The 25403-nt window shown below is 61.6% G+C and carries 25 protein-coding genes and 1 pseudogene; 17 read left to right on the top strand and 9 right to left on the bottom strand.

Translation table 11 applies throughout. The features are described 5' to 3' along the window. The 11 genes and pseudogenes from ACMU_RS16655 (at nt 1) to ACMU_RS16610 (ending at nt 8514) form a co-directional block, all read left to right on the top strand. Nucleotides 1-771, top strand: a complete 771-nt coding sequence (locus ACMU_RS16655; RefSeq protein ID WP_035261897.1) for a thiazole synthase — start codon at nt 1-3, stop codon at nt 769-771. Further along, complete coding sequence (locus ACMU_RS16650) at nt 768-1364, top strand: thiamine phosphate synthase (RefSeq protein ID WP_035261895.1); 597 nt, start codon at nt 768-770, stop codon at nt 1362-1364. Before ACMU_RS16655 ends, ACMU_RS16650 begins: the two co-directional genes overlap by 4 nt. Beyond that, nucleotides 1361-2320, top strand: a complete 960-nt coding sequence (locus ACMU_RS16645) for a HesA/MoeB/ThiF family protein (RefSeq protein ID WP_035261893.1) — start codon at nt 1361-1363, stop codon at nt 2318-2320. The genes ACMU_RS16650 and ACMU_RS16645 overlap by 4 nt, the downstream gene beginning before the upstream one ends. After that, on the top strand, nt 2317-3252 hold the full coding sequence (locus tag ACMU_RS16640) for an ABC transporter substrate-binding protein (protein ID WP_035261891.1): 936 nt from the start codon (nt 2317-2319) through the stop codon (nt 3250-3252). The genes ACMU_RS16645 and ACMU_RS16640 overlap by 4 nt, the downstream gene beginning before the upstream one ends. Beyond that, entirely contained in the window at nt 3249-3920 is a 672-nt protein-coding gene (gene tenA / locus ACMU_RS16635; RefSeq protein WP_035261889.1) for a thiaminase II, read from the top strand. The genes ACMU_RS16640 and tenA overlap by 4 nt, the downstream gene beginning before the upstream one ends. A 17-nt stretch (nt 3921-3937) precedes the next feature. Further along, the gene (locus tag ACMU_RS16630; RefSeq protein ID WP_152544662.1) at nt 3938-4636 is read left to right on the top strand and encodes an ABC transporter ATP-binding protein; all 699 of its coding nucleotides are present in this window, start codon (nt 3938-3940) and stop codon (nt 4634-4636) included. Further along, nucleotides 4633-5367, top strand: coding sequence for an ABC transporter permease (locus ACMU_RS16625; protein ID WP_035261887.1), 735 nt, complete (start codon nt 4633-4635; stop codon nt 5365-5367). The genes ACMU_RS16630 and ACMU_RS16625 overlap by 4 nt, the downstream gene beginning before the upstream one ends. 95 nt (nt 5368-5462) lie before the next feature. After that, nucleotides 5463-6899, top strand: a complete 1437-nt coding sequence (locus ACMU_RS16620; protein ID WP_051588409.1) for a DUF4153 domain-containing protein — start codon at nt 5463-5465, stop codon at nt 6897-6899. Nucleotides 6900-7000: 101 nt separating this feature from the next. Continuing rightward, nucleotides 7001-7219 (top strand): annotated as a pseudogene (locus tag ACMU_RS19940) (response regulator); the annotation flags it as partial. After that, nucleotides 7217-7567: a winged helix-turn-helix domain-containing protein gene (locus ACMU_RS19935; protein ID WP_328286663.1), complete on the top strand. Its 351-nt coding sequence runs from the start codon at nt 7217-7219 to the stop codon at nt 7565-7567. The pseudogene ACMU_RS19940 and the gene ACMU_RS19935, both read left to right, overlap by 3 nt. Then, on the top strand, nt 7564-8514 hold the full coding sequence (locus ACMU_RS16610; RefSeq protein WP_035261885.1) for an ATP-binding protein: 951 nt from the start codon (nt 7564-7566) through the stop codon (nt 8512-8514). The genes ACMU_RS19935 and ACMU_RS16610 overlap by 4 nt, the downstream gene beginning before the upstream one ends. Here the strand turns inward: ACMU_RS16610 and ACMU_RS19135 are convergent. From ACMU_RS19135 to urtA, 7 genes are all read right to left on the bottom strand, one after another. Next, nucleotides 8511-8840 carry an FmdB family zinc ribbon protein gene (locus ACMU_RS19135; RefSeq protein WP_081805583.1) on the bottom strand — a complete coding sequence of 110 codons (330 nt, stop codon included), beginning with the start codon at nt 8838-8840 and terminating at the stop codon, nt 8511-8513. The genes ACMU_RS16610 and ACMU_RS19135 overlap by 4 nt on opposite strands. Before the next feature lie 52 nt (nt 8841-8892). Continuing rightward, on the bottom strand, nt 8893-10125 hold the full coding sequence (fmdA, locus tag ACMU_RS16600; RefSeq protein WP_035261880.1) for a formamidase: 1233 nt from the start codon (nt 10123-10125) through the stop codon (nt 8893-8895). 26 nt (nt 10126-10151) lie between these two features. Beyond that, nucleotides 10152-10841 carry an urea ABC transporter ATP-binding subunit UrtE gene (gene urtE / locus ACMU_RS16595; protein ID WP_035261869.1) on the bottom strand — a complete coding sequence of 230 codons (690 nt, stop codon included), beginning with the start codon at nt 10839-10841 and terminating at the stop codon, nt 10152-10154. A gap of 12 nt (nt 10842-10853) precedes the next feature. Beyond that, on the bottom strand, nt 10854-11603 hold the full coding sequence (gene urtD, locus ACMU_RS16590) for an urea ABC transporter ATP-binding protein UrtD (RefSeq protein ID WP_035261867.1): 750 nt from the start codon (nt 11601-11603) through the stop codon (nt 10854-10856). 12 nt (nt 11604-11615) lie between these two features. Further along, nucleotides 11616-12752, bottom strand: coding sequence for an urea ABC transporter permease subunit UrtC (urtC, locus tag ACMU_RS16585; protein ID WP_035262041.1), 1137 nt, complete (start codon nt 12750-12752; stop codon nt 11616-11618). 18 nt (nt 12753-12770) lie between these two features. Then, a complete protein-coding gene (gene urtB / locus ACMU_RS16580; RefSeq protein ID WP_035261864.1) occupies nt 12771-13697 on the bottom strand; it encodes an urea ABC transporter permease subunit UrtB in 927 nt (308 codons plus the stop codon). Between the two features lie 86 nt (nt 13698-13783). After that, nucleotides 13784-15058: an urea ABC transporter substrate-binding protein gene (urtA, locus tag ACMU_RS16575; protein WP_035261861.1), complete on the bottom strand. Its 1275-nt coding sequence runs from the start codon at nt 15056-15058 to the stop codon at nt 13784-13786. Nucleotides 15059-15294: 236 nt separating this feature from the next. Between urtA and ACMU_RS16570 the strand changes: the two genes are divergently transcribed. Beyond that, nucleotides 15295-18627 (top strand): hybrid sensor histidine kinase/response regulator, encoded by a 3333-nt coding sequence (locus ACMU_RS16570; protein ID WP_035261858.1) that lies wholly within the window; start codon nt 15295-15297, stop codon nt 18625-18627. Then, the gene (locus ACMU_RS16565; protein WP_035261856.1) at nt 18614-19519 is read left to right on the top strand and encodes a response regulator transcription factor; all 906 of its coding nucleotides are present in this window, start codon (nt 18614-18616) and stop codon (nt 19517-19519) included. The genes ACMU_RS16570 and ACMU_RS16565 overlap by 14 nt, the downstream gene beginning before the upstream one ends. A gap of 50 nt (nt 19520-19569) precedes the next feature. On the opposite strand, the gene ACMU_RS16560 is transcribed toward ACMU_RS16565, so the two are convergent. Both ACMU_RS16560 and hemP read right to left on the bottom strand, forming a co-directional pair. Further along, entirely contained in the window at nt 19570-21726 is a 2157-nt protein-coding gene (locus tag ACMU_RS16560) for a S8 family serine peptidase (RefSeq protein WP_051588408.1), read from the bottom strand. Nucleotides 21727-21895: 169 nt separating this feature from the next. Next, on the bottom strand, nt 21896-22063 hold the full coding sequence (gene hemP, locus ACMU_RS19130; RefSeq protein ID WP_081805581.1) for a hemin uptake protein HemP: 168 nt from the start codon (nt 22061-22063) through the stop codon (nt 21896-21898). Nucleotides 22064-22459: 396 nt separating this feature from the next. Here hemP and ACMU_RS19815 point away from each other — a divergent pair, with 396 nt between their 5' ends. The 4 genes from ACMU_RS19815 to ACMU_RS16545 are packed head-to-tail and all read left to right on the top strand — an operon-like array spanning nt 22460 to nt 25340. After that, on the top strand, nt 22460-22603 hold the full coding sequence (locus ACMU_RS19815) for a hypothetical protein (RefSeq protein WP_236626291.1): 144 nt from the start codon (nt 22460-22462) through the stop codon (nt 22601-22603). Nucleotides 22604-22608: 5 nt separating this feature from the next. Continuing rightward, nucleotides 22609-23343: a zinc ABC transporter ATP-binding protein AztA gene (gene aztA / locus ACMU_RS16555; protein WP_236626290.1), complete on the top strand. Its 735-nt coding sequence runs from the start codon at nt 22609-22611 to the stop codon at nt 23341-23343. Continuing rightward, the gene (locus ACMU_RS16550; RefSeq protein WP_152544661.1) at nt 23340-24209 is read left to right on the top strand and encodes a metal ABC transporter permease; all 870 of its coding nucleotides are present in this window, start codon (nt 23340-23342) and stop codon (nt 24207-24209) included. Before aztA ends, ACMU_RS16550 begins: the two co-directional genes overlap by 4 nt. 9 nt (nt 24210-24218) lie before the next feature. Continuing rightward, on the top strand, nt 24219-25340 hold the full coding sequence (locus tag ACMU_RS16545) for a metal ABC transporter solute-binding protein, Zn/Mn family (protein ID WP_035261852.1): 1122 nt from the start codon (nt 24219-24221) through the stop codon (nt 25338-25340). Nucleotides 25341-25403: the final 63 nt, after the last annotated feature.

Below are 25403 nucleotides of genomic sequence, written 5' to 3'. Positions count from 1 at the left end.
ATGCCGGTGTTTTATGGAACCGAGGTCGTCTCGCGCCTGATGCTGGGCACGGCGCAATACCCCTCGCCCGCGATCCTTGCGCAGGCGTTCCGGCGATCCGGCGCGGGTATCGCCACCGTGTCGGTGCGCCGCGAAACCGGCGAAGACCGCGCCGGGCAGGATTTCTGGGATCTGGTTGCGGGGCTAGGCGTGAAGATCCTGCCCAACACCGCCGGCTGCTATTCGGTGCGCGAGGCGGTCACAACCGCCCAGATGGCGCGCGAGCTGTTCGACACGCCCTGGATCAAGCTGGAGGTCATCGGCGAAGGCGACAGCCTGCAACCCAACCCGTTTGAACTGGTCGACGCCGCGCGCATTCTGGTTAAGGACGGGTTTCAGGTGTTCCCCTATTGCACCGAAGATCTGGTGCTGTGCGACAAGCTGGTTGAGGTCGGCTGCGAGGTTCTGATGCCCTGGGGCGCGCCAATTGGCACGGGGCTGGGGCTGAACAACGTGTACGGGCTGCGGGCGTTGCGCGCGCGGTTTCCGGACATTCCGCTGGTGGTTGATGCCGGGCTGGGCCTGCCCTCGCAAGCCGCCCACGCGATGGAGCTGGGCTATGACGCGGTGCTGTTGAACACCGCGGTGGCCAAGGCGGGCGATCCGGCGGCGATGGCCGAGGGTTTTGCCCGCGCGGTTGAGGCCGGCGCGCTGGCCTATACCGCCGACCCGATGGCCCCGCGCGACATGGCCGCGCCCTCAACCCCCGTGCTTGGAAAGGCTTTCCTGTGACGCTGGACAGGTTTTACCCCATTTTCGACGACGTCCGCTGGCTGGAGCGGATGCTGCCTCTGGGTGTCAAACTGGTGCAGCTGCGCATCAAAGAGGCCGACGACGCCACCCTGCGCGATCAGATCACCCGCGCCAAGGCGCTGTGCGACGATGCGGGCGCGGTTCTGGTGGTGAACGATTATTGGCAGATGGCGATCGAGCTGGGCTGTGACTGGGTGCATCTGGGCCAAGAGGATCTGGACGAGGCCGATGTCAGCGCCATTCGCGCGGCGGGTCTGAAACTGGGCCTGTCTACCCACGACCCCTCGGAACTTGCCCGCGCGATGTCGCACGCGCCCGATTACGTGGCACTGGGCCCCGTCTATCCGACCATCCTGAAAAAGATGAAGTGGCATCAACAGGGGTTAGAGCGGGTCACCGTCTGGAAAGGGCTGGTGGGCGACACACCGCTGGTGGCCATTGGCGGCATGTCGGTGGAGCGCGCGCCGGGGGCTTTTGCGGCCGGCGCGGATATCGTTTCGGCCGTGACCGACATCACCCTGAACGACGACCCCGAGGCACGCGTGCGCGCTTGGCTGGAGGTCACGCGATGAGCCGCTATGCCCGCCAGATCGCGGTGCCCGAGCTGGGCGCCCACGGCCACGCCAAGCTGCGCGTCGCGCAGGTGTTGGTGGTGGGGGCTGGCGGGTTGGCGGCGGGGGTCTTGCCCTATCTGGTGGGCGCCGGGATCGGGCGCATCCGGCTGGTGGACCCCGACGTGGTGTCCGAAAGCAACCTGCACCGGCAGACCCATTTCGCCATGGCCGATATCGGCCAACCCAAGGTGCACGCCGCCGCCGCGCGCATGGCCGCGCTGAACCCCGATTGCAAAGTGGAGCCGGTGCGCGCCGCGCTGACCCCGGCCAATGTGGCCGATCTGTGCGATGGCATGGCACTGGTTCTGGACTGCGCCGACAGTTTCGCCGCCAGCTATATCCTGTCGGATCATTGCGCCGCGTCCATGCCGCTGATCAGCGCCAGCGTGGTGGGCACCGATGGCTACGTTGGCGGCTTTTGCGGCCCCGCGCCCAGCCTGCGCGCGGTCTTCCCCGATCTGCCGATGCAGATGGGCAGCTGCGAGGTGAACGGCGTTCTGGGCCCGGTTGTGGGCGTTCTGGCCAGCCTTCAGGCACAGATGGCCGTCGCGCATCTTGCCGGTGTCGGCCCCAGCCCGCTGGGCCAGTTGGTCACCTTCGACGCACGCGGCTTTCGCTTTGGCGGCTTCCGTTTTGATACCGCGCCCGAGGTCACCGGCCCGCGTTTCATCGCGCCCGAAGACCTGCAACCAACCGACCACATCATCGACCTGCGCGAAGTGGATGAGCCCGGCCCGCCCCTGGCCGCGCAGGCCCGCGCCACGGTCGACACGATCACCCGAACCCCTCTGCCCGACACCCGCGTCGTGTTGGCCTGTCGGTCCGGCCTGCGCGCCTGGCTGGCGGCGGAACGACTGACCCATTCCAACCTTGCCCTGCTTGCACTGGGCGACATGACAGGAGACCCCTCGTGAAACACCTGACCCTTGGGCTGGCCCTTCTGGCCGCCACCCCAACGCTGGCCGCCGACAAGATGACACTGATGCTGGACTGGTTCGTGAACCCCGATCACGGCCCGATCATCATCGCGCAGGAAAAGGGGTTCTTCGCCGATCAGGGGCTGGAGGTTGAGGTTATTCCCCCCGCCGATCCCGCCGATCCGCCCAAACTGGTGGCCGCGGGCAGGGCCGATCTGGCCGTCAGCTATCAGCCCAGCCAGCATCTGCAAGTGGCCGAGGGCCTGCCGCTTTTGCGCGTTGGCACGCTGGTCGCCACACCGCTGAACTGCCTATTGGTGCTGAAAGACGGCCCGGTGCAGACCATCGCCGACCTGAAGGGCGGCAAGATCGGTTTTTCGGTCGCCGGCGTGGAAGAGGCGCTGCTGACCGCGGTTCTTGGCAATCACGGCGTGGCGCTGGACCAGGTGGAACTGGTCAACGTCAACTGGTCGCTGTCACCCTCGCTGATGTCGGGCCAGGTTGACGCGGTGATCGGCGCGTTCCGCAATTTCGAGCTGAATCAGATGGAGATCGAAGGGGTCGAAGGCCGCTGTTTCTATATCGAAGAAGAAGGCGTGCCTACCTATGACGAGCTGATCTATGTCGCCAACAAAGACGACATGAACACCGATCAGCTGCGCCGCTTCCTGCGCGCCACCGAACTGGCCACGCAATATATCGTCAACCATCCCGACGAAAGCTGGGAGATCTTCAAATCCACCGCGCCCGTGCTGGATGACCAACTGAACGCCATGGCCTGGGTTGACACGCTGCCGCGCTTTGCCCTGCGCCCCGAGGCGCTGGACGAAGGCCGCTATACCCGGTTCGAGGCGTTTCTGGCCGAGGCCGGCCTGGTCGATGGCACGCGGCCGGTGTCCGAACTGGCCATCGACCTGGGCGCCGAATGAGCTACGGCACCACATTCCCCGCATGGCGCGCGGCGGCGGGCGAGGACTGGCCCGCCTATACGCGCCATGCCTTTGTCGAGGGGCTGCGCGACGGCACTCTGCCCCGCGACGCCTTCCTGCACTATCTGGTGCAGGACTATATCTTCCTGATCCACTTCGGCCGCGCCTGGGCACTGTCGGTGACCAAGGCAGACACGGTGGACGAGATGCGCCTTGCCGCGGGCACCGTAAACGCCCTGATCAATGACGAGATCGCGCTGCATATCCAAACCTGCGCGCGCGCCGGCCTCAGCGAAAAGGCCCTGCAAAGGGCCGATGAGCGCCCCGAGAACCTCGCCTATACCCGCTATGTGCTGGATGCCGGCCATTCCGGTGACCTGCTGGACCTGCTGGCCGCCCTGGCCCCTTGCGTGATGGGATATGGCGAGATCGGCGCGCGGCTGGCGGCCGAAAAAACCGCCGACACCTACGCCGAATGGATCGCCACCTATGCCAGCGACGACTATCAACAGGTCTGCACCGATGTCGGCGCCCTGATCGACGGGGCCGTGGCCCGACGGTTGGGCGACGCGCCACAGACAGCCCCGCGCTGGCCGGCGCTGTGCCACCGCTTCCGCACCGCCACCCGACTGGAGGTTGGGTTCTGGAACATGGGGCTGATCCCCTGACCGCGCCGGGGCTGCATATGTCGGGCGCCGCGCATGCCGGGGACGCCCAGCTGTTCGCGCCGCTGCGGCTGGAGGTGCCCGCGGGGCGGTGGACCTGCCTTCTGGGCCCCTCGGGCGTGGGCAAATCCACGATCCTGCGGCTTTTTGCCGGCCTTGGCGGCGAGGTAACCTTCGACGGCACGTTTGGCGCCGATGATGGCGCGGGCCTGCAGGGCCGCGTGGCGCTGATGGCGCAGGATGACCTGCTGCTGCCCTGGCTCAGCGCGCTGGACAACGTCTTAATCGGCGCGCGGCTGCGCGGCGACCGCGCCAACCGCGACAAGGCCCGCGAGGTCCTGGATCAAGTGGGGCTGACCAGCCACGCCACCAAAAAACCCGCGCAGCTGTCCGGCGGCCAGCGTCAGCGCGTCGCGCTGGCCCGCACCTTGATGGAGGATCGCGGCATCGTGCTGCTGGACGAGCCGTTCTCGGCGCTGGACGCCAAAACCCGCTCGCAGATGCAGGACCTGGCCACCGACACGCTGCGTGGGCGCACCGTGCTGCTGGTCACCCACGATCCGGCCGAGGCGGCGCGACTGGGGGACCGGATCGTAATCATGACATCCGACGGGCTGCACGATGTGCCCCCCCCGCCCGGGCCCGCCCCGCGCGGCATCGACGACCCCGCCACATTGCAGGTGCAGGGGGCGCTGCTGTCGGCGCTGCGCGCTGCATGAGGCGCGGGCTGACCTTTGCGGCGGCGCTGCTGCTGGGCCTGGCCATCTGGCAGGGCGCGATCTGGGCCACCGGCGTGCCGCGCTTTATCCTGCCGCCGCCGACATTGGTGGCCGAAACCGCGTGGACCAGCCGCGCCCTGATCGCCGAACACGCGCTGGTAACCTTTACCGAAGTTCTGGCCGGGCTGGGGCTGGGCGCGCTGCTGGGCGCGGCCACCGCCATCGGGCTGGCGCAATCGCGGCTGGCGCGCGAGCTGGCACAGCCGATCCTTGTCTTCTCGCAAGCCGTGCCGGTCTTCGCGCTGGCCCCGCTGCTGACGCTGTGGTTCGGGTACGGGCTATGGTCGAAGATCGTGATGGCGCTGCTGATCATCTATTTCCCCGTCGCCTCGGCCTTTCTGGACGCGTTGTTGCGCACACCTGCCGGGTGGCTGGACCTGGCGCAGGTAATGGGCGCGCAAAAGCGGCGCATCCTGTGGCATATCCGCATTCCGGCCGCCCTGCCGGGGCTGGGCTCGGGCCTGCGGCTGGCGGCGGTTTACGCGCCAATCGGGGCGATCATCGGCGAATGGGTGGGCGCGTCGCGCGGGCTGGGATACCTGATGCTTCTGGCCAATGGCCGCGCCAAGACCGACCTGATGTTCGCCGCGCTGATCACGCTGGCGGTGTTCACGGTGCTGTTGCACTATGCGGTGAACCGCGCCTGCCAGCGCTGGCTGGACCGGCCCTGATCCTGACTGCACATTTTCTGCACATCTTCTGACGAAAGCCTGCGCGCCGCGGGTGCCATCAAGGCGGCATAGGCAACCAGACTTGGAAGAAACCGATGCAGACCCTGACACTTCGCGGTGTGCCGCACAGGCTGGCCATGGATGGCTGGTGGCTGAGCGACACGCCCGCAGAAACACCCCGCCCCCGCACAAAGCGCCGCCCCGGATGGCCCGCCAAGCTGGCCCTGTTGGTTCCAGTCGCAGATATCCTGTTCTGGAACCACGCGCCGGGCCTGTCACTGGCGCTCTTTGCGACGCTAATCTTTGCATTGTCGGCCTGGGGTACGGATAGATTGCGGGCGGGCCCCGTGCTGGCCCTGCTGTTGGGCGCATTGCCGGTGGTGGAGCATGTGCAGGCCCTGTCTGTGCTTTTCCTGCTGGGCGGTTTGACCGTTGCACTGGCATGGCAGCATCTGGGCGATGGCATCGCCGCCGGGGTCGCCGGCCTGTTGAAAACATTGCCGCACCAATGGGTTGCCCCGCTGGGCTTTCCCCTTGCGGTCCTCCGCCGGGTCAGCCTGGGCGAAGGCATTCCCTTCCCTGCCGTCATCGCGGTTTTCCGCAACTGGTCGGTGCCGGTCGGCGGTGCGCTGATCTTCGCCGCGCTGTTGATCGAGGCGAACCCGGTGCTGGCCGAGCTGGCCACGATCGAGATAGAGGTCAGCGACCTGCTGCGCCGTGCCGCCTTTTGGCTGGGTATTGCCATGGTGTTCTCGCCGCTCTTGAAGGCGCCGCCCAAAGCCACCCTGCCCGCCTGGCCCGGGCGTGTGGGGGTTGAACGGTTTGGCATCAACGCAGCGTCCACCTTGCGGGCGCTGATCGTTTTTAACCTGCTGATCGGCACGCATATCGTCATTGATGCCACGTTCCTGATCGGCAACGACACCCTGCCCGAGGGGATGAGCATGGCCGAATACGCCCATCGCAGCGCCTATCCGTTGTTGGCCACGGCATTGCTGGCTGGTCTCTTTGCGCTGTGCACCCGGCCCTTTTGGCGCGAAACTCCGGCAATCCGGCCGCTGATGCTGCTGTGGCTGGGGCTGAACGCGGTTTTGTGCCTGTCGGCCCTGTCGCGACTGCAGGTTTACGTCGAGGCCTACGGGCTGACTTACCTGCGCGTGCACGCGGCGATCTGGATGGCGCTGGTGGCCGCCGGGTTGGTCCTGTTGGCGTGGCAGGTGGTACGCGGGCACACGAACCGCTGGATGTTGGGCCGCCTGGCAACGCTGGCGGTCGGCGTTTTGTATCTGTGCTGTTTCGTGAACTTCGCGCATCTCATTGCCACGTCGAATGTAAACTCCGAACGCCGGGACATCCGGTATGCCTGCAGCTTGCCCGCGACAGCAGCGGGGGCGCTTAAGGACGTCGATACCGGAATGATGGCCTGCTATATGAATACGCCGCGGGTCGATGGTTGGCGGGATTGGGGCTTTCGCAATTGGCGCGTGGCCCGTTATGTTGCGCAGACCACCCCGGCGGAGGCCATGCCATGAAGATCCTGCTTGTCGATGACGACCCGCGCCTGCGTGACCTTGTGCGCATTGCGTTGGAGCGCGGCGGCTACGAAGTGCTGACCGCCTAGGACGGCCGCGCGGCGGTTACCCATGCCGCGCGCCACCTGCCCGACCTGATCGTGCTGGATGTGGGCCTGCCCGAGATGGACGGGTTCGATGTTTGCCGCAAGATCCGCACCACGTCCGAGGTTCCGATCCTGTTCCTGACCGCGCGGGACGACGAGATCGACCGCATTCTGGGGCTGGAACTGGGGGCCGACGACTACGTCACCAAACCGTTCAGCCCGCGCGAGCTGGTGGCCCGTGTCCGCGCGATCCTGAAACGCACCCATGGCGGCACGCGCCCGCTGGCCAGCCACGGGCAGCTGGCGCTGGACCGGGCGGCGCGCAAATGCGCGGTGGGTGGGCGCGACGTGGCGCTGACCTCGACCGAGTTCGACCTGTTGGGCGCCCTGATGGCGCAGCCCGGGCGGCTGTTGGCGCGGGCGCAGCTGATCGATGCAATCTGGGGTGCGGGCAGCCAGGTCAGCGACCGCACACTGGACAGCCATCTGCGCAACCTGCGCGCCAAACTGGCCAACGCGGGCTGCGCAGAGGCAATTGAAACGGTGCATGGTCAGGGCATGCGGCTGGGCACGTGCGGATGAGCAGCGGCAAATGGCGCCCCACGCTGGCGTTCGTGCTGGGCGGGGCGCTGGCGGGCACGCTGGCGATGTCCTTTATCGGCCTCGTTGTACTGCGATACTGGGGGCCGGTTGTGGGCTTTCACATCGCGGCGATCGTCCTTGGCAGCGTCATCGCATTGGCGACAGCAATACTTGGCTGGCTCATGGTTCGGTTGTTGATGCGCCCGATCCGGGCATTGCAGGCCTACGCGGACAAGGCCGAAACCGCGCCGCAGGACGCCACACCGCCCACACATTTCGGCACGCAAGAGCTGCGCGAAACCGCATGGCGCGTGGTGTCGATGGCCGAGGCGCTGCGCGATCGCGAGGCCTCGATCCGCGGCTATTCAGACCATGTCACGCATGAGCTGAAGACACCTGTTTCGGCCATCCGAGCGGCCGCTGAATTGCTGCAGGACGGCCCACCGATGGACGCAGAAACTGCCGCCTTGGTTGCCCAGATCGACGGCGCAAGACAGCAGATCGAGGCACAGTTGGACGCCTTGCGATCCATGGCTCAAGCACGCGAGACGCGCTATCTGGGGCATTCGACACTGGCTGAAATCGCACCCGGTCTGACAGCCCTTCCCGTCACGATCCAAGGTGAACGCGTGCCGCTGCCCATGGCCGCCGAGGGGCTGACACTGGTGTTGCAACAGATGATCTGCAATGCGGCCGAAGCCGGGGCCAGCGCACTGACGCTGACCGCCGTACCGGGCCGTCTGACGGTTGCCGATAACGGGCCCGGGATATCACCGGGCAATGCAGCGCGTGTGTTCGACGCCTATTTCACCACGAAACGTGCCGAGGGCGGCACCGGCGTGGGACTGGCCATTGTGCGCAACATACTGGGCGCGCACCACGCGCAGATCGAACTGGCCCAAAGCGACCAGGGCGCCGTGTTCGAAATTACCTTCGAACGTGCCTAGTGTGAGATCATCCAGGGCCGTTTGGTGGGGAAACTCTTGGAACCATCTGCACGATAGAGCGTTTTAGAGGGTTTCTTAGAACCACCTCCGCAGCAACTGCAATTCGGGCCATGGCTGGACCGTTTGGGGCTGTCGGCGCTGCGCTCGTTTGTTTCAAATGCATGTCGCCGGGACGAATCCATTGCTGCCAGCTTCGGGGCGGTTAGCAAAACGCGGGGTGCTTCGGTGCCGCAGGTTGTGCACGTGCAGGGGTCGGAAAATTTAGACATGGGTGCAATGGCCTCGAAGGGGCCGCAGGTTTCGCACCAGTATTCGTAAACAGGCATTACGCCCTCCTCTTGTCGATATGGGGCGGCGCGTCCGCCGCCCCGACTATGTTTAAAGGTCTGGCGCCAGCGGAATATCGACCGAGCCGTCCAGGAACTTGGTTGGCCCATCGGGGCCGGGCATCATGTTGTCGAACTCGAAGATATCCGTGGGCAGCCACAACGTGGCACAAGCATTCGGGATATCCACGACACCCGAAATGTGCCCTTGCACCGGCGCGGTGCCCAGGATTGCGTAAGCCTGTGCGCCGGTATAGCCAAACTTCTTCAGGTACTCGATGGCGTTCAGGCAGGCCTGGCGGTACGCGATGTGCACATCCAGATAGTGCTGTTCACCCTGTTCATCGACCGAGATACCTTCGAAGATCAGGTAATCGTCGTATTTCGGTGTGATCGGCGACGGTTTGAAGATCGGGTTCTTGACGCCATATTTGCTGACACCTTCTTTGATCAGGCTGACCTTCAAATGCAGCCAGCCCGCCATTTCGATGGCACCGCAGAACGTGATCTCGCCATCGCCCTGACTGAAGTGCAGATCGCCCATCGACAGGCCGGCGCCGTCTACATAGACCGGGAAGTAGATCTTGGAACCGCGGCTCAGATCCTTGATGTCACAGTTACCGCCATGTTCGCGCGGCGGCACAGTCCGGGCACCTTCGGCCGCTGCGGCCTCGCGCGCCTCGCCCTTCATTGCGCCCATATGCGCACTTTGCGTGTTGGGCAGCGCGGCCAATGGCGGTGTGCGGTCGGGGTCGGTGTTAAACAGAGCGGTTTCGCGGCTGTTCCACATTTCCAGCATCTTGCGGTCCGGCAAGCAGCCGATCAAACCGGGGTGGATCAAACCGGCGTATTTCACGCCCGGCACGTGGCGCGATTTGGTGAACATACCCTCGATGTCCCAGATCGACTTTTGCGCCTCAGGGAAGTGTTCGGTCAGGAAGCCACCGCCGTTCTGCTTCGAGAAAAAGCCGTTAAAGCCCCAAAGACTGTCATCCTTGGCGCCAATATCCAGAATTTCGACAACCAGCAAGTCACCCGGCTCGGCACCTTTGACACCAATGGGACCGGACAGATAGTGCACCTGTTCCAGTTCAACGTCGCGCACATCGCTGGCGTCATCGTTGTTCTTGATCTGGCCACCGGTCCAGTCATAGGTCTCGATCTTGAAATCATCGCCCGGCTCGACCCAGACATTGATCGGAATGTCGGGGTGCCACCGGTTGTGAATGTTTTCGTTGGTGTGCGGACTTTCGTTCAGGTCCACCGCGATCAGAGTGTCAGCCATGACGCATCCTTTCTTACTTCTGGTCGTTAAACGGATAGGAATTTCGAGACCTTGGCCTCGTCGATGCCGTCGCGCGGGCTGTCATGCACAAAGGCGCCGTTTTCGATCACCATCACGCGGTCGGCGACGTCCAGCGCGAAGCTGAGCACCTGTTCCGAGACGATGATGCTGAGGCCCTTCTGGTCGCGGATCTTGCGCAGGGTGCGGGCCATTTCGCGGATGATCGACGGCTGAATACCCTCGGTCGGCTCATCCAGCAGCAACACTTTGGGGTTCGAAGCCAGCGCGCGGGCAATCGCCAGCTGCTGTTGCTGCCCGCCCGACAGGTTGCCGCCGCGCCGGGATTTCATCTCCAGCAACACCGGGAACAGCTCGTAAATGTCGTCGGGCACTTTCGAGGTGCCGGTCACGGTCAGGCCGGTTTCCACGTTTTCCTGCACGGTCATGGCCGAAAAGATCATCCGCCCCTGCGGCACATAGGCGATGCCATTGGCTACGCGTTGGTGCGATTTCAGGCCCGTGACCGGTGTCTCACCCACCGCCACATCGCCGGATTTTTCCGGCACGATGCCCATCAGGGTTTTCATCAGCGTGGTTTTACCCATGCCGTTGCGGCCCATGATCGCCACGATCTCGCCCGGCTGAACCTTCAGGTCCAGCCCGTGCAGTACCTCGGATTCACCGTAAGCCGCACGCAGGTCATTCACATTCAGCATCTGGGGTCTCCTTTAATGGCCGAGGTAAACTTCAACGACCTTGGGGTCGTTCTGCACCCGCTCCATCGAGCCCTCGGACAGGGTTTTGCCCTGGTGCAGGACGGTGACGCGGGTGGCGATGTCTTCGACGAAGCCCATGTCATGCTCGATCACGATGACCGAACGGTCCTGGATGATGCGGTTCAGAAGCTCGGCGGTTTTCTTGCGCTCGGCCACCGACATGCCGGCCACCGGTTCGTCCAGCATCAGCAGTTCGGGGTCCTGGATCAGCAGCATGCCGATCTCGAGCCATTGTTTCTGACCATGGCTGAGGAAGGCGGCTTTTTCGTCCAGCTGATCATCGAGAAAGATTGTCTCGGCGATCTCCTGAATGCGGGCGGTCACCGTGTCGTCGCGGCGAAACGCCAGCGCGCCGAACACGCCATGCCCTTTGGGATAGCTGAGCTCGAGGTTTTCGAAAACGGTCAGGTCTTCGTAAACCGAGGGGGTCTGAAACTTGCGGCCCACACCGGCATGCACGATCTGGTCTTCGCGCATGTTCAGCAGCTCGTTGCCCTTGAAGTTCACCGACCCCGCGGTGGCCTTGGTGCGGCCGCAGATCAGGTCCAGCACCGTGGTTTTGCCCGCGCCATTGGGGCCAATGATCACGCGGCATTCGTTGGGTTCGACGTAAAAGCTCAGGTCGTCCACCGCCTTGAACCCGTCGAAGGACACGGTCAGCCCTTCGACCATCAGCACGAAATTGGGGTTATGCACGCTCATGGAAATGGCTCCTTATTCTGCCGGGGATTTCGCGGCGTCGGGCAATGGCACAGATGCGCCGCCCGATTTCGTCAGCTTGGCAAGGCGCGGGGCGATCTGTTCGGCCCAGATACCGGCCAGACCGTTCGGGAAGGCCATCACCACGGCGATGAACAGCCCGCCAAGGCCCAGCAGCCACAGTTCCGGGAAGCTTTCCGAGAACGTTGTCTTGGCCCAGTTCACCAGCAGCGCGCCGTAAACTGCGCCCAGGATCGACAACCGGCCACCCACGGCGCAGAAGATCACCATTTCGATCGACGGCACGATGCCAACCAGCGTGGGCGACATAAAGCCAACCTGCAGGGTGAACATGGCCCCGCCGATGCCGGCAAAGGCCGCGCCAAGGCAGAAGACGAAGATCTTGAAATTGGCAACGTTATAGCCCGAGAACCGCACCCGGTCCTCTTGGTCGCGCATGGCGATCAGCAGCCGGCCCAGTTTCGACTTGCGGACAAACTGAGCGGCAAACAGCACCACGAACAGCAGCACACCGTTGACGTAATACAGCACCTCTTTGGCTTCATCGGTGCGGATGTCCCAGCCCAGCAGGGTGCGCAGGTCGGTGATGCCGTTCACCCCACCGGTATAGCCCTGCTGACCGATGATCAGGATCGTCAGGATCGCCGCGAAGGCCTGCGTGATGATGGCGAAATACACGCCCCCCACGCGCCGGGTGAACATCGCCACGCCGATGATAAAGGCAAAGACAACCGGCACCAGAACCACCGCCAAAAGGGCAAGGGGCAGCACCTTGAACGGCTCCCACCAGACCGGCAAGGCGGTCAGTTGGTTCCAGTCCATGAAGTCGGGGATACCCGGCGTGGACTGGATGGCGGTGTTTTCGGGGGTCGAGGCCTCGAGCTTCAGAAACATCGCCATGCAATAGCCGCCAAGGCCAAAGAACACGCCCTGGCCCAGGCTGAGGATGCCGCCCGCCCCCCAGCACAGCACCAGCCCGATGGCGACAAAGGCATAGGTCAGATATTTGCCGAACAGGTTCAGGCGGAACGTGTCCAGCATCACCGGCAGGACGATGAAGATGATCGCGGCCAGCACGGCAAAGCCGATCAGTTCGGATCGCGACAGAAAACGGTTGGATGCGTTGGTCATCATTGCAGCTCTCCGGGGTTATTTGCGCAGTTTCAGGGCAAACAGGCCCTGCGGGCGGATCATCAGGATGCCGACAACGGTCAGCAGCGTCAGAACCTTGGCCATCGAACCGGACAGGAAGAACTCCATGATCGATTGCGCCTGACTGATCGAGAACGCGCTGGCGATGGTGCCCAACAGGCTGGCCGCGCCGCCAAAGACCACCACAAGGAAGGTGTCGACGATGTAAAGCTGCCCCGCCGTTGGCCCGGTCGAGCCGATCATGGTGAAGGCCGCACCGGCCACACCTGCCACGCCGCAACCGATCCCAAAGGTCAGACGGTCGGTCCATTCGGTGTTGATGCCAACGGCACCCGCCATCACGCGGTTCTGGTTGATGGCGCGCACCTGGCGGCCCCAGACCGATTTGAACATCAGGATATAAACAGCCAGCGAGATGCTGACCGCCAGCACCATCACAAAGATCCCGTTGATCGGCACCTCGATCAGGTCGGTCACGGGCAGGCTGCCCATCATCCAGTCGGGGATCGACACCCCAACCTCGCGCGCGCCAAAGACGCTGCGATAGATCTGTTGCAAGATCAGGCTCAGGCCCCATGTGGCCAAAAGCGTATCCAGCGGCCGTTTATACAGGTGCCGGATCATCGCCCATTCGACAAACAGGCCAAGTGCCCCCGAAGCGATAAAGGCCAGGATCATCGCCACGAAGAAATACATGCTGAACAGGGCCGGCATGTAATCGGCGAAAAAGTTGGACATCAGATATGTGACATAGGCGCCCAGGATCATGAACTCGCCATGGGCCATGTTGATCACGCCCATCTGGCCAAAGATGATCGCAAGGCCCAGCGCCATCAGCACAAAGACCGAAAACAGGATAAGCCCGGCAAACCCTTGCATTGCAAAGATCGCGCCCAGCTCGCTCATCGAATAGTCGGAAAACATCGGCTAACCTCCGGCGCCGGTTGGAAGGGAGAAACGGGGAAAGATGGGCGACCCGCTTTCGCTGGGCCGCCCAAGGGGACACGTATTTACTGGTAGCCCTCGGGGAAGGGATCCGGTTCCACCAGGTCAGCGGTTTCAAACACCACGTCGTACTGCCCATCTGCCTGTGCACGGCCCACGCGGGTCTTGGACCACAGGTGGTGGTTTTCGTGCACTTTCACGTAGCCTTCCGGGGCCGAGGTCAGCTCGATACCCGGGGTGGCGGCGCGCACCTTGTCCACGTCGAAGCTGCCGGCCTTCTCGACGGCGGCTTTCCACAGCCACGGACCCAGGTAAGCGGCCTGCGTCACGTCGCCGATCACGATGTCCTCGCCCCACATCTCTTTGAAGGCCTTGACGAAGGCGACGTTGTTTTCGTTTTCCAGCGACTGGAAGTACTTCATGCAAGCATAGGCGCCTTCGATGTTCTCGCCGCCGATGCCGCGGATCTCGTCCTCGGTCACCGAGATGGTCAGAACAATCGGCTTTTCCGCAGCCGGGTCGATGCCTGCCGCCGTCAGCTGCTTGTAGAACGCAACGTTCGAGCCGCCCACGACGATGGCATAGATCACGTCCGGCTTTTTCAGGCGGATTTTGTTGATGACCGAGTTGAACTGGGTGTGGCCCAGCGGATAGTACTCTTCGCCCACAACCTTGGCACCGTCGAGGAAGTTCTCGATATGCTTGCGCGCGATCTTGTTCGACGTGCGCGGCCAGATGTAGTCGGACCCCAGCAGGTAGAACGATTTGGCGCCCTTGGTTTCCGACACCCAGTCGAGGCCGGCGATGATCTGCTGCGTGGCTTCCTGACCGGTGTAGATGACGTTGGGGCTTTCTTCCAGGCCTTCATAGAAGGTCGGGTAGTAAAGGAAGCCGTTATACTGCTCGAACACCGGCAGAACGGCCTTGCGGCTGGCCGAGGTCCAGCAACCCATAACCGACGCAACCTTGTCGTTCACCAGCAGTTTCTTGGCTTTCTCGGCAAAGGTCGGCCAATCCGATGCGCCGTCTTCCTGAATGTATTCGATCTTACGGCCCAGGATACCGCCCTGCGCATTGATCTGGTCGATGGCCAGTTTCTCGGCCTGAACCGAACCGGTTTCCGAGATCGCCATGGTGCCGGTGATCGAGTGCAGGATGCCGATGGTCACTGTATCGTCGGTGACGGCCAGCCCGGTGGTGTTCACCTCGGCGGTGGGATAGTCGGCAGCGCGCAGGGCCTTGGGTGTGAACAGCGACGCGGTCAGCGCGGCGGCACCACCGGCCAGCACGGCGCGGCGGCTGGGCGCGGCAAACGGGGATTTGGGTGATTTATCAGACATTTCGCCTCCTTCAGACTTGGCAGAGAGTGAACCGGGCGATTTAGCGCCGCCCTCTCCCCTGAAGGTTTGCGGAAATTTCTGCGACGCAGTATACGTCAAATGACGTATGTGACTGCGCGTTTTTCCGCCTCATAGTGAACCCAACAACGGGTGCGTACATAGGAAGGGGTCTTGCGACCACCGTGACAGGTGGCGTGGGGCATGGACGGCATCCTTGCAAACAAGGAGCTGGCCCTATGGTTGCCACCTTTCAGGCGACGACCGAACGACGGCGGTACAACCGCTGGGTCGCCGACGAAACCATGGAAGACTTCGCGCTGCGCTTTACCGCGCGCCGAGCGCGCCGGTGGAGCTATGGCCGCGTGGCAAATACCGCCATCGGGTCAATCTCGTTTCTGGCGCTGGAGGCAATCGGCGGTGCGATCACGCTGGCCTATGGGTTCGACATTGCGGTCACCGCCATCATGCTGGTTGGGCTGCTGCTGTTTCTGACCGGCCTGCCCATCAGCTATTACGCTGCGCGTTATGGGGTGGATATCGATCTGCTGACCCGCGGGGCCGGGTTCGGCTATATCGGGTCAACGATCACCTCGCTGATCTATGCCAGTTTCACCTTCATCTTTTTCGCGTTGGAGGCCGCAATCCTGTCGCTGGCGATGGAATATTGTTTCGGCATTCCCCTGATGCTGGGCTATCTGATCAGTGCGCTGGTGGTCATTCCGATGGTGGTAAGGGGCTTCACCAAGATCTCGGCCTTTCAGACCTGGACACAACCGCTTTGGGTGCTGCTGCACGTGTTGCCCTTCGTGCTGCTGGCCTTCGTGGGCTATGATTTCGACCTTTGGATCAGCTATCCGGGTCAAGAGGTGCCCGATGGCAAGGAACGTTCAACCCTTCTGATGCTGGGCGCGGCGGCTGGCGTGGTCTTTTCACTGATCGCACAGATTGGCGAGCAGGTGGATTTCCTGCGCTTTCTGCCCGAACCCAAAACCCGCGCGGATCGCCGCAAATGGTGGGCGGCCCTGATCGCGGCGGGGCCGGGGTGGTCGGTGCTGGGCGTGCTGAAGATGCTGGCGGGCTCGTACCTGGTCACGCTGGCGTTGCGCAACAACGTGCCGGTCGAAGACGCGACCGACCCGACCCGGATGTATTACACCGCATTTCACCAGGTGCTGAGCAGCCCCGCCCTGGTGCTGGCGCTGACGGGTGTCTTCGTGATCCTGTCGCAGCTGAAGATCAACATCACCAACGCCTATGCGGGATCGATCGCATGGTCGAACTTCTTCTCGCGCCTCACCCACAGTCATCCGGGCCGGGTCGTGTGGCTGGTCTTCAACGTTGCCATTGCCCTGATCCTGATGGAACTGGGTGTGTTCGACGCGTTGGAGAGCATTCTGGCACTCTATTCGCACGTGGCCCTGTCGTGGATCGGTGCGCTGGTGGCCGATCTGGTGGTCAACAAGCCGCTAGGTGTCAGCCCCAGGGGGATCGAGTTTCGCCGCGCCCATCTTTACGACATCAACCCGGTAGGCACCGGCGCGATGTTCGGGGCCTGCGTGTTGTCGCTGGTGGCCTATGCGGGCGGTTTGGGGCCGCTGGCACAGGCCATGTCGCCCCTTCTGGCGCTGGTCACGGCCTTTTTGATGTCTCCGGCGCTGGCCTTGCTGACGCGCGGGCAGTATTACATCGCGCGCCCGGCCCCGGACTTGGCGCAGGGGCTGCACGAATGCTCGGTCTGCGAATACCGGTTCGATGCCGAGGACATGACATTCTGCCCATTCCACTCGGGGCCGATCTGCTCGCTTTGTTGCACGTTGGACGCAGGCTGTCGTGACAATTGCAAGCCTCAGGCGCGTCTGGATCACATGGTTGGCGCGTTCATCCGCCGACATTTCTCGGAACCGGTTGCGCGGGTTCTGATGTCGCGCTTGACGATGTTCGGTTTGTTCACGACCCTTTTGGCCATTGGGTTCGGCGGTATCTTGGCCCTTATTCGAAGTTTTCGCGACGCCCACAACTTCGACACGCTGCTGACGGTGGTGTTCTGCGTGATGCTGGTGGTCATCGGCATTTGCGTCTGGATGTTTATTCTGGCCAATGAAAGCCAGAAACAGGCCCGCAACGAGGCGGCGCATCAGACCGACAGCCTGCTGCGCGAGATCCGCGCCCACGAACGCACCGACCGCGCGCTGCAAGACGCCAAGGACAAGGCCGAGGCGGCCAATACCGCCAAAACCCGCTATATGAGCGGGCTGAGCCACGAATTGCGCACGCCGCTGAACGCAATTTATGGATTTGCCCAGATTCTGGAAAAAGACCCGCGCATCCCCGAGGACAAGCGCGGCCCGGTTACAACAATTCGCCGCTCGTCGGAACACCTTGCCGGCTTGATCGAGGGGCTGCTGGATATCAGCCGGATCGAGGCCGGACGGCTGGAACTGTCGCGCGACCGGATCAACCTGCGGACATTCCTGCATCAGGTCGCCTCGATCTTCGAGGAAACTGCGCGCGCACAGGATCTGGACTTTAACATCCAGACCCGGGGCGCGCTGCCCGACTGGGTGACCTGCGACGAAAAACGTTTGCGGCAAATCCTGATCAACCTGATGTCGAACGCCATTCGCTACACCGCCAAAGGCAGCGTGACGTTAACCCTCAATTATCGCAACGAGGTTGCAGTGATCGAGGTTCAGGATACCGGCAGCGGCATCGCTCCAGAGGATCTCGAACGTATCTGGCGCCCCTTTGAACGTGGTCGCAGCGCCCGCGCACCGGGTTCGGGGTTGGGCCTGACCATCACCAAACTGCTGGTGGAAATTCTGGGCGGCGAGATCGAGGTGGACAGCACACCGGGCAAGGGCAGCCTGTTCCGCGTCCGGATGTTGCTGCCATCGGTCCGCCATCACCTCCCTGCCCCCTCTGCCGCATTGCCGAACACGGTTGCTGGCTATACCGGGCCGCGCCGTACGGTGATGGTGGTGGATGACGACCTGAACCACCTGTCGCTGATCGACAGCTATTTGCGGCCGATCGGGTTTTCGTTACTGCAAGCCTCGGACGGGGAACAGGCGTTGGAGATGCTGCGTGATATTCGGCCCGAACTGTTCATCCTTGATATCGACATGCCTGGCATGGACGGGTGGCAACTGGCACAGGCCCTGCGCGACGGCGACCACGCAACCACGCCGATTATCATGATTTCCGGTCACGCCTCGGACGCGCACAAGCCCGTGGCGCAATCGGCCTTGTGTGACGCCTTCATTGCCAAGCCCTATAACCTCGACGACTTGCTGCTGCGTATCTGTGACCTGTTGAAGATCGAGCTTGTGCACCGCAACCCCGCCCCCGCCCATCCCCCGCCCAGCAGTCTGAAGCGCTCGGACGCTGTGCACCTGATGGAGCTGGCCGAGATTGGTCACGCCAAGGCCATCCGGGAAAAACTGACCGCCCTGGATGCAGCCGGAGCCATTCCACCAGATCTCAGCCTGTCGCTGAAACGCCGCATCGACCAATTCGACATGGCCGGATTGCGCGAGCTAATTGAAAGAGCCGAACATGAAACGATTTGAGTTTTCGGACCACAACATCGCCTTGGTTGTCGATGACAACCCCGAGGCACTGGGCTTTGTCTCGGCGGCATTAGAAGAAATCGGGATGACCGTTCTGGTGGCGCGTGACGGTCAGGCAGCCATCGATCTGGCTACGCGCGTGCAGCCTGACGTGATCATGATGGATGCCATTATGCCCGGCATGGACGGGTTTGAAACCACGCGCGCACTGAAAAGCCCACCCATAGCCACCGATGCCCCTATCATTTTCATGACCGGCCTGACGGAGCGCGAGAACATCATCAAGGGGCTGGAAAGCGGTGGGGTCGACTATCTGACCAAACCGGTTGAGATCGAAGAGATGGTGGCGCGGGTGACCGTGCACATGCTGAACTCGAAAATGATGCGCAGCGCGCGCGAGGCGTTGGACAGTTTTGGACGGGCCGTTTTGGCGTTGGGGCCCGAAGGGCGGATCATCTGGGGGTCACCGGGGGCGATGCAATTGCTGTCGGCGCGCGGGTTGCCCGGTGACACGGCGCCGATCTCCGTTGCGGGCTGGTTGCAAAATGCGTCTGCGCTGCCGGTATCGCAAGCACCGGGCCACGATGCAGAAGGGCTGCAATTCAGCTATATCGGGCGCGCCTCATCTGGCGAAGCGTTGGTTCGGTTGACCGAACAAAACGCGGACAGTCCGGGTGACAGGTTGGCCTCGGAATTTAGCCTGACAGGCCGCGAGGGCGAGGTACTTTACTGGTTGAGCCAGGGGAAAACCAACCGCGATATCGCCGAAATCCTGTCCCTCAGCGCGCGCACGATCAACAAGCACCTTGAACAGATCTTCCAGAAACTGGGGGTCGACAACCGCACATCAGCCGCTGTGCTGGCGGATCGGTTCCTCAGTCAACGAAAATAAGCCGTGAAAACAGCGCCCGTGCGTGAACACCTGCACAGGCGCCATCGTCATTATGCAAACAAGAAGTCCGCCTCGTCGAAATCAGCCGCTGTCAAGCCCGCCTCGATGACCAGCACGCTTTCACCCTGGTATTGCACCAGAACGCGACCAGCATTCAGGTTGAAGACAGAGAGGTCTTCGTAGCTTACATCCTCGGCCTCGAACTGGATAAAGTCGAAGCCATCGGCAAACCCAAAGATGATGTCAAATGCGGTGTCGACACCGAGGGAATAAATATCACCGCCAGCGCCGCCAATCAGAACGTCCGTACCGCCGCCATCCACGAGGGTGTCGCTGCCTTGCCCGCCCGAGATTTGGTCGTTGCCGCGGCCACCCCACAGCGTGTTGTCGTCATTGTTGCCGAACACCCGGTCATTGCCATCGCCGGTATAGACGTTCTCGATCCCAGTTACGCCGGAAATGAACGTGCTGTCGATGAACGCGCCGAAGTTCAGGAATACAAACGCATCCGCCGTGACCGCCGCCGCGTTCAACGTGTCAACGCCGCCATTGGTATCCTGCAGAACCGTGACGTGGTTGCCATCGCCCGCAAAGTCACTGAACTCATTGGTATAGACGTAGGTGTCGTTGGCATCGGCCGAATGGCCAAAAAATTGCAACTCGGCGCTTTCCAGAATGCCTGAAACGCCCAATCGTTCGTCTACGATCTCGACGGTCCATGTTCCAACACCGGTCTCGCCGCGGAATTCGTTGGACATATAGAACCATTCGTCCGTGAACGCGTCACCGGTATTGGACACTGCAAGGGTCGAGCGTGTTCCGTCCGGGGAGACAAGCACGATCGTGTAGTCGCCCGTACGTCCACTGGCGAAATCCAGCGTCAGCCCGACATGTTCCAGATCAAAGGCGTTTGTGACCTCGAAGGTGAAGCTGATGCCGTTTGGATTGCCATCCTGAATGAACGTGTTCAGGGTCTGACTGCCAACAATCGGCGTTTCCCAATTTGCGCTGGTTTGCTGTTCGGTCCAGGTTTCGGCCAGACGCACGGCGGCCAGCGCATCGATCAGCCCAAAACCGTAGTCGTTCGAGAAGTGCAAACCGCCACCGTTCCAGTTGGTGGCGCCGTTGAACTCCCACGTGTGCAGCTCTTCGAAGGAAGGACCGGCCCCTATGTCGCTGCCCGTATGACGCGCAGTGACAGCCAGAATTTCCTGCACGTCACGCCAGCCCAGATCCGGGTTGGCTTCGAGCATCAACGCGACAACGCCTGCTACAGCTGGCGCCGCGGAAGAGGTGCCGCCGAAATCCGAAGTGTAGTCGCCAAGCTCGTAACCCGAAAACCCGGTGCGGTCCGTGGTATAGACGCCCGAACCCGGCTCGCCGTTCGACGGTGCCGAGATCAGAAGGTTTGCACCCGGGGTCGAATAATACGAGACAAACCCTTCGTGGCTGGTTGCACCAACGGCGATGGTTTGCGGGATATTGTTCAGGTTGGAGTCGTTGCCGTCGCGGCCAATTTCGCGGTCGTTGCCATTGGCGACGACGTTGATGGTGCCAAGGCCGTCGCGACCGGTGATCACACTCTGCTGGATGCCGCCAAAGAACGTCTGCCAGTCCGTGCCCGAGCTTCCCGACGTGTCGTAGATGCTGTCGAGATAAGGCGAGCTCCAACCCCAGCTGTGATTGGTCACATCGAAATTGTCGAGCTCGTAGAAAGACTGTTCAAAGTTCAGGAAGAAATCAAAGAAGATATCAACGCCAGCCAGCGTCGCGTCATAAGCTACGCCCACCGTGCCTTCGCCGTTATTCTCAGCCCCGATGATACCCGCAACCGAGGTTCCGTGAGCCGAATCAAAAGCTTGCGGGGCCGGGTCGTGAACAAAACCGCCCACCGTGATATGAAGGTTTTCATCATAGTTGTCGTCAAGATCGTGGTGGGTGTACTGAACACCGTCATCCCAGATACCAACGGTGACACCTTCACCCGTATAGTCGTCCCAAACATCCACGACATTCAGATCGACCCCGGGAACCCCACCGGATTGACCAGTGTTCAGTAGATACCACTGGTTTGCGAACAAATCGTCCACAGGCAAAAGGGGCGAAAACGCATTCAGCGGGTCAAGGCCCCCGTCCCGGAACATAACCTCGTTTGTCCGCGCCCCTTCGGGGCCGGCACGTTTCGCGGTGAAGGTTGTCGATTTCATACCAATTTCCACTCAGGTAATTCTGCTCAGATTGAAGCAAACTTGCTAACTCACTGTATTGCACAATCTGGGCGTGATTATGCAACAGGGAATAATCGTTGAAAAATCACAAATTCACTGTGCGCAGAAATCGCTATGTTTCGCCTATCACCTTGGGCAGCGCTTCGCGTTACTTCGTCAAGATCAGCTTTCCAGCCCTTGTGATGCGCAACACGTAGGTTTTGTCGTCCAGACGAACATGGGCGATTGTTCCGGCCAATGTCAGGTCCCTGGCGTCGTAAACTGGTACGGATTGCGGCGCGCCAAGCTCATTCGGTTTTGCGATCATTGCGACCATGTTGTTCCTCGTTTCACACTGATTTTCGGGTCATTGGGCCGCTCAGACCTTGGGTAACGCGGGCAAATAACAGGTCCCAACGCACCGGTGGATCAATCTGTCGTCGCAAAAGTGGACGATGGGGTGCAGAACACATTTTCAGCTCGCGTGGCGTTGGCGGCACATGATTGCTGACCGGCTTCACGCGGCTGGCTGCCCTATTTCTTACTAATTTAGTCAGATTTGTAAAGCCTCTTTTGGAACACATGGCGATCCGGCGTAAATCGTCGCAGTTTTCTGGATACTGGCCTTCAATCGCTGCTGAAAAGCAACTTTTGCGATTTGCTGCCTTCCAGTCCGTTGATGATCAGTGTTATATAATTACATCTCAGCCGCACCACCGGAGACAACTCGCGTATGAACCTGAAAGAAAACGGCTTTGGCCTCCTGCTTACAGGGGCAGCACAGCGCGTGTCGGTGGCGGCACTTGTCGTTGTTTTGCTGTGGACCGGTTTCTTTTGGGCAACCGGCTTGCCGCTGCCTTTTCTGCGTGCGGATTGAAGCCAGTGTTGCATTTTGAGAACCTGACACTTGGCTATGACCGCCATCCGGCAGTGCACCATTTGGGTGCGCAGATCAAAGATGGCAGCCTTACGGCGGTCGTTGGCCCCAATGGCGCGGGGAAATCTACGCTGCTGAAGGCGATCACCGGGGTTCTTTCGCCGATGGAAGGCCGCGTGACATTCGAAAAGATCTCGCGCAATGATGTCGCCTACCTGCCCCAACAATCCGAGATCGACCGCACGTTTCCTATATCGGTGGTGGACCTTGTTGCCATGGGTCTTTGGCGTGAAGTTGGCGCATTCGGAAGGCTAAACCGCAAACACAAGGCGCGTGTCAAAGATGCGATCGAGGCCGTCGGGTTGACCGGGCTTGAGAACCGCGCGATCGGGTCGCTGTCTGGTGGACAGTTTCAACGCGCCCTGTTCGCCCGCCTTCTGCTGCAGGACGCAAAACTCGTTTTGCTGGACGAGCCATTCTCGGCAATCGACAGCCGCACAACCGCAGACCTGCTGCGTGTCATTCACGATTGGCACGGCGAAGGGCGGACGGTGATGGCAGTGCTGCATGACCATGACACAGTGCGTGAAAACTTTCCCGAAACTCTGATGATCGCGCGCGAGCTTGTGGCCCACGGCCCAACCTTGCAGGTGATGACGCGCGCGAACCACGCAGCGGCACGCGCTCTTTGTGAAATCGGCACCGAACCTCCGCAGATCTGCGAGGTGCGATCGGCGTGATCTGGGAAGCGATTATCGAGCCCTTTTTACAGTTCGGGTTCATGCGGCGTGCCTTGCTGGGCTGCATTGCGATTGCCGTTGGCGCGACACCCGTGGGTGTTTTCCTGATGTTGCGGCGGATGAGCCTGACCGGTGACGCGATGGCCCACGCGATTTTGCCGGGTGCCGCCGTCGGCTTCCTGATTTCGGGCTTGTCATTGGGCGCGATGACAATCGGTGGACTTGTGGCCGGGATTGTGGTGGCGATTGCTTCGGGCATGGTGTCCCGGCTTACCACCTTGAAAGAGGATGCAAGCCTTGCTGCGTTTTACCTCATCTCGCTTGCGTTGGGGGTTTTGATCGTTTCCACCCGTGGCAGCAACGTTGACCTTGTGCACGTGTTGTTCGGTACGGTTCTGGCGCTGGACAACGCAGCATTGATCTTACTTTGCAGCATTGCAAGCCTGTCGGTTTTCATCGTTTCGATCATTTTCCGCCCGCTTGTCCTTGAATGTGCTGACCCACAGTTTCTGCGCTCGGTCAGCAAGTTAAGCGCTGTGACGCATTTCACCTTCCTGGCGCTTGTCGTGATGAACCTGGTGGCTGGATTTCACGCGCTTGGCACGTTGATGGCCGTTGGCATCATGATCCTGCCCGCCGCAGCAGGCCGGTTCTGGACGTCCAGCATCGGCGGCCTGATGGTCATCTCCGCAGCAACCGCCGTTCTATCCAGCGTGTCGGGTCTTTTGCTGTCTTATCATTACAGTTTGCCGTCCGGTCCCTCGATCATTCTGGTCGCGGGAATTCTCTACGGCCTTTCCGTCATATTTGGTCCGGCAGGTGGGCTCGTCGTCCAAAACCTTCCGCGCCGTCACTACAAACAATAAGGAGTTTCCATGTCCTCTCGTCGAACAGTTTTGAAATCCGCAACGGCCATAGTTGCTGCATCGTTTTTGCTGCCGGGTGCGGCTTTGGCAGAAGGCACCACACCGGTTGTTGCCACCTTCTCGATCCTGGGTGACATGGTTCAGCGCATCGGGGGTGAGCATATCGCGTTGACCACGCTTGTTGGTCCCGACGGTGACGCGCATGTTTATCAGCCCACGCCGCGCGATGCAGCAGCTGTCGCAGCCGCAGAAGTCCTGTTCGTGAACGGGCTGGAGTTCGAAGGGTGGCTGGAACGCCTTGCCGAAGCCGCCCCGTTCCAGGGCGAGATCGTTGTGGCCACCAATGGCATTGACGCAATCGAATTCGGTGACGAGCACGATGATGATCACGACGAGCACGGTCATGAGGATCATGATGATCACGGTCACGAGGATCATGACGAAAAAGAACATGACGAACACGGTCATGAGGATCATGACGACGAGGATCACGACGAACACGATCACGAAGCGCATGGCGAAAAAGATCATGACGAACACGGCCATGATGACCATGACGACGAGGATCACGACGAACACGACCACCATGGCCACGACCATGGGGCCTTTGACCCGCATGCCTGGCACGACATCGACAACGTGATCACCTATGTCGACAACATCACGGCTGGCCTTGCAAAAGCGGATCCCGAAAACGCCGCCGCATTTTATGCCAACCGTGCGGAATATGTTGCCGAGCTGGAAGCGCTGGATGCAGAATTGGACGAGTTGCTGGGCTCAATCCCCGTTGAAAAACGGACAGTTGTGACACCGCACGACGCCTTCGGCTATCTTGCAGCACATTACGACCTGACGTTCCTGGCCCCCGTTGGATTGAGCACCGAAAGCGAGGCCTCTGCCGCTGACGTTGCGGCCTTGATCACGCAAATCAAAGACGAAGGCATCTCGGCCGTTTTCCTTGAAACAGTGGCCGACAACCGCCTGATCGAACAGGTCGCAAACGAGACCGGGGCCGCAATCGGCGGCACGCTGTTCTCGGATGCATTGTCGCCCGCGGATGGCCCGGCGGGGACCTATGTGGACATGATGCGTCACAACGCAAAGACGCTGTCCGACGCGCTGAGCAAATAAGCGCCTTGCACCTGTCCGGGCGTTTTTGACGCCTGATGGGGGCGGGTGTTCTGCCCGGCAACC

It is taken from the genome of Actibacterium mucosum KCTC 23349, from assembly GCF_000647975.1.
Classification (GTDB): Bacteria; Pseudomonadota; Alphaproteobacteria; order Rhodobacterales; family Rhodobacteraceae; genus Actibacterium; species Actibacterium mucosum.
The sequence above is the reverse complement of the archived record's forward strand: the minus strand, read 5'-3'. Positions and strand labels throughout refer to the sequence as shown.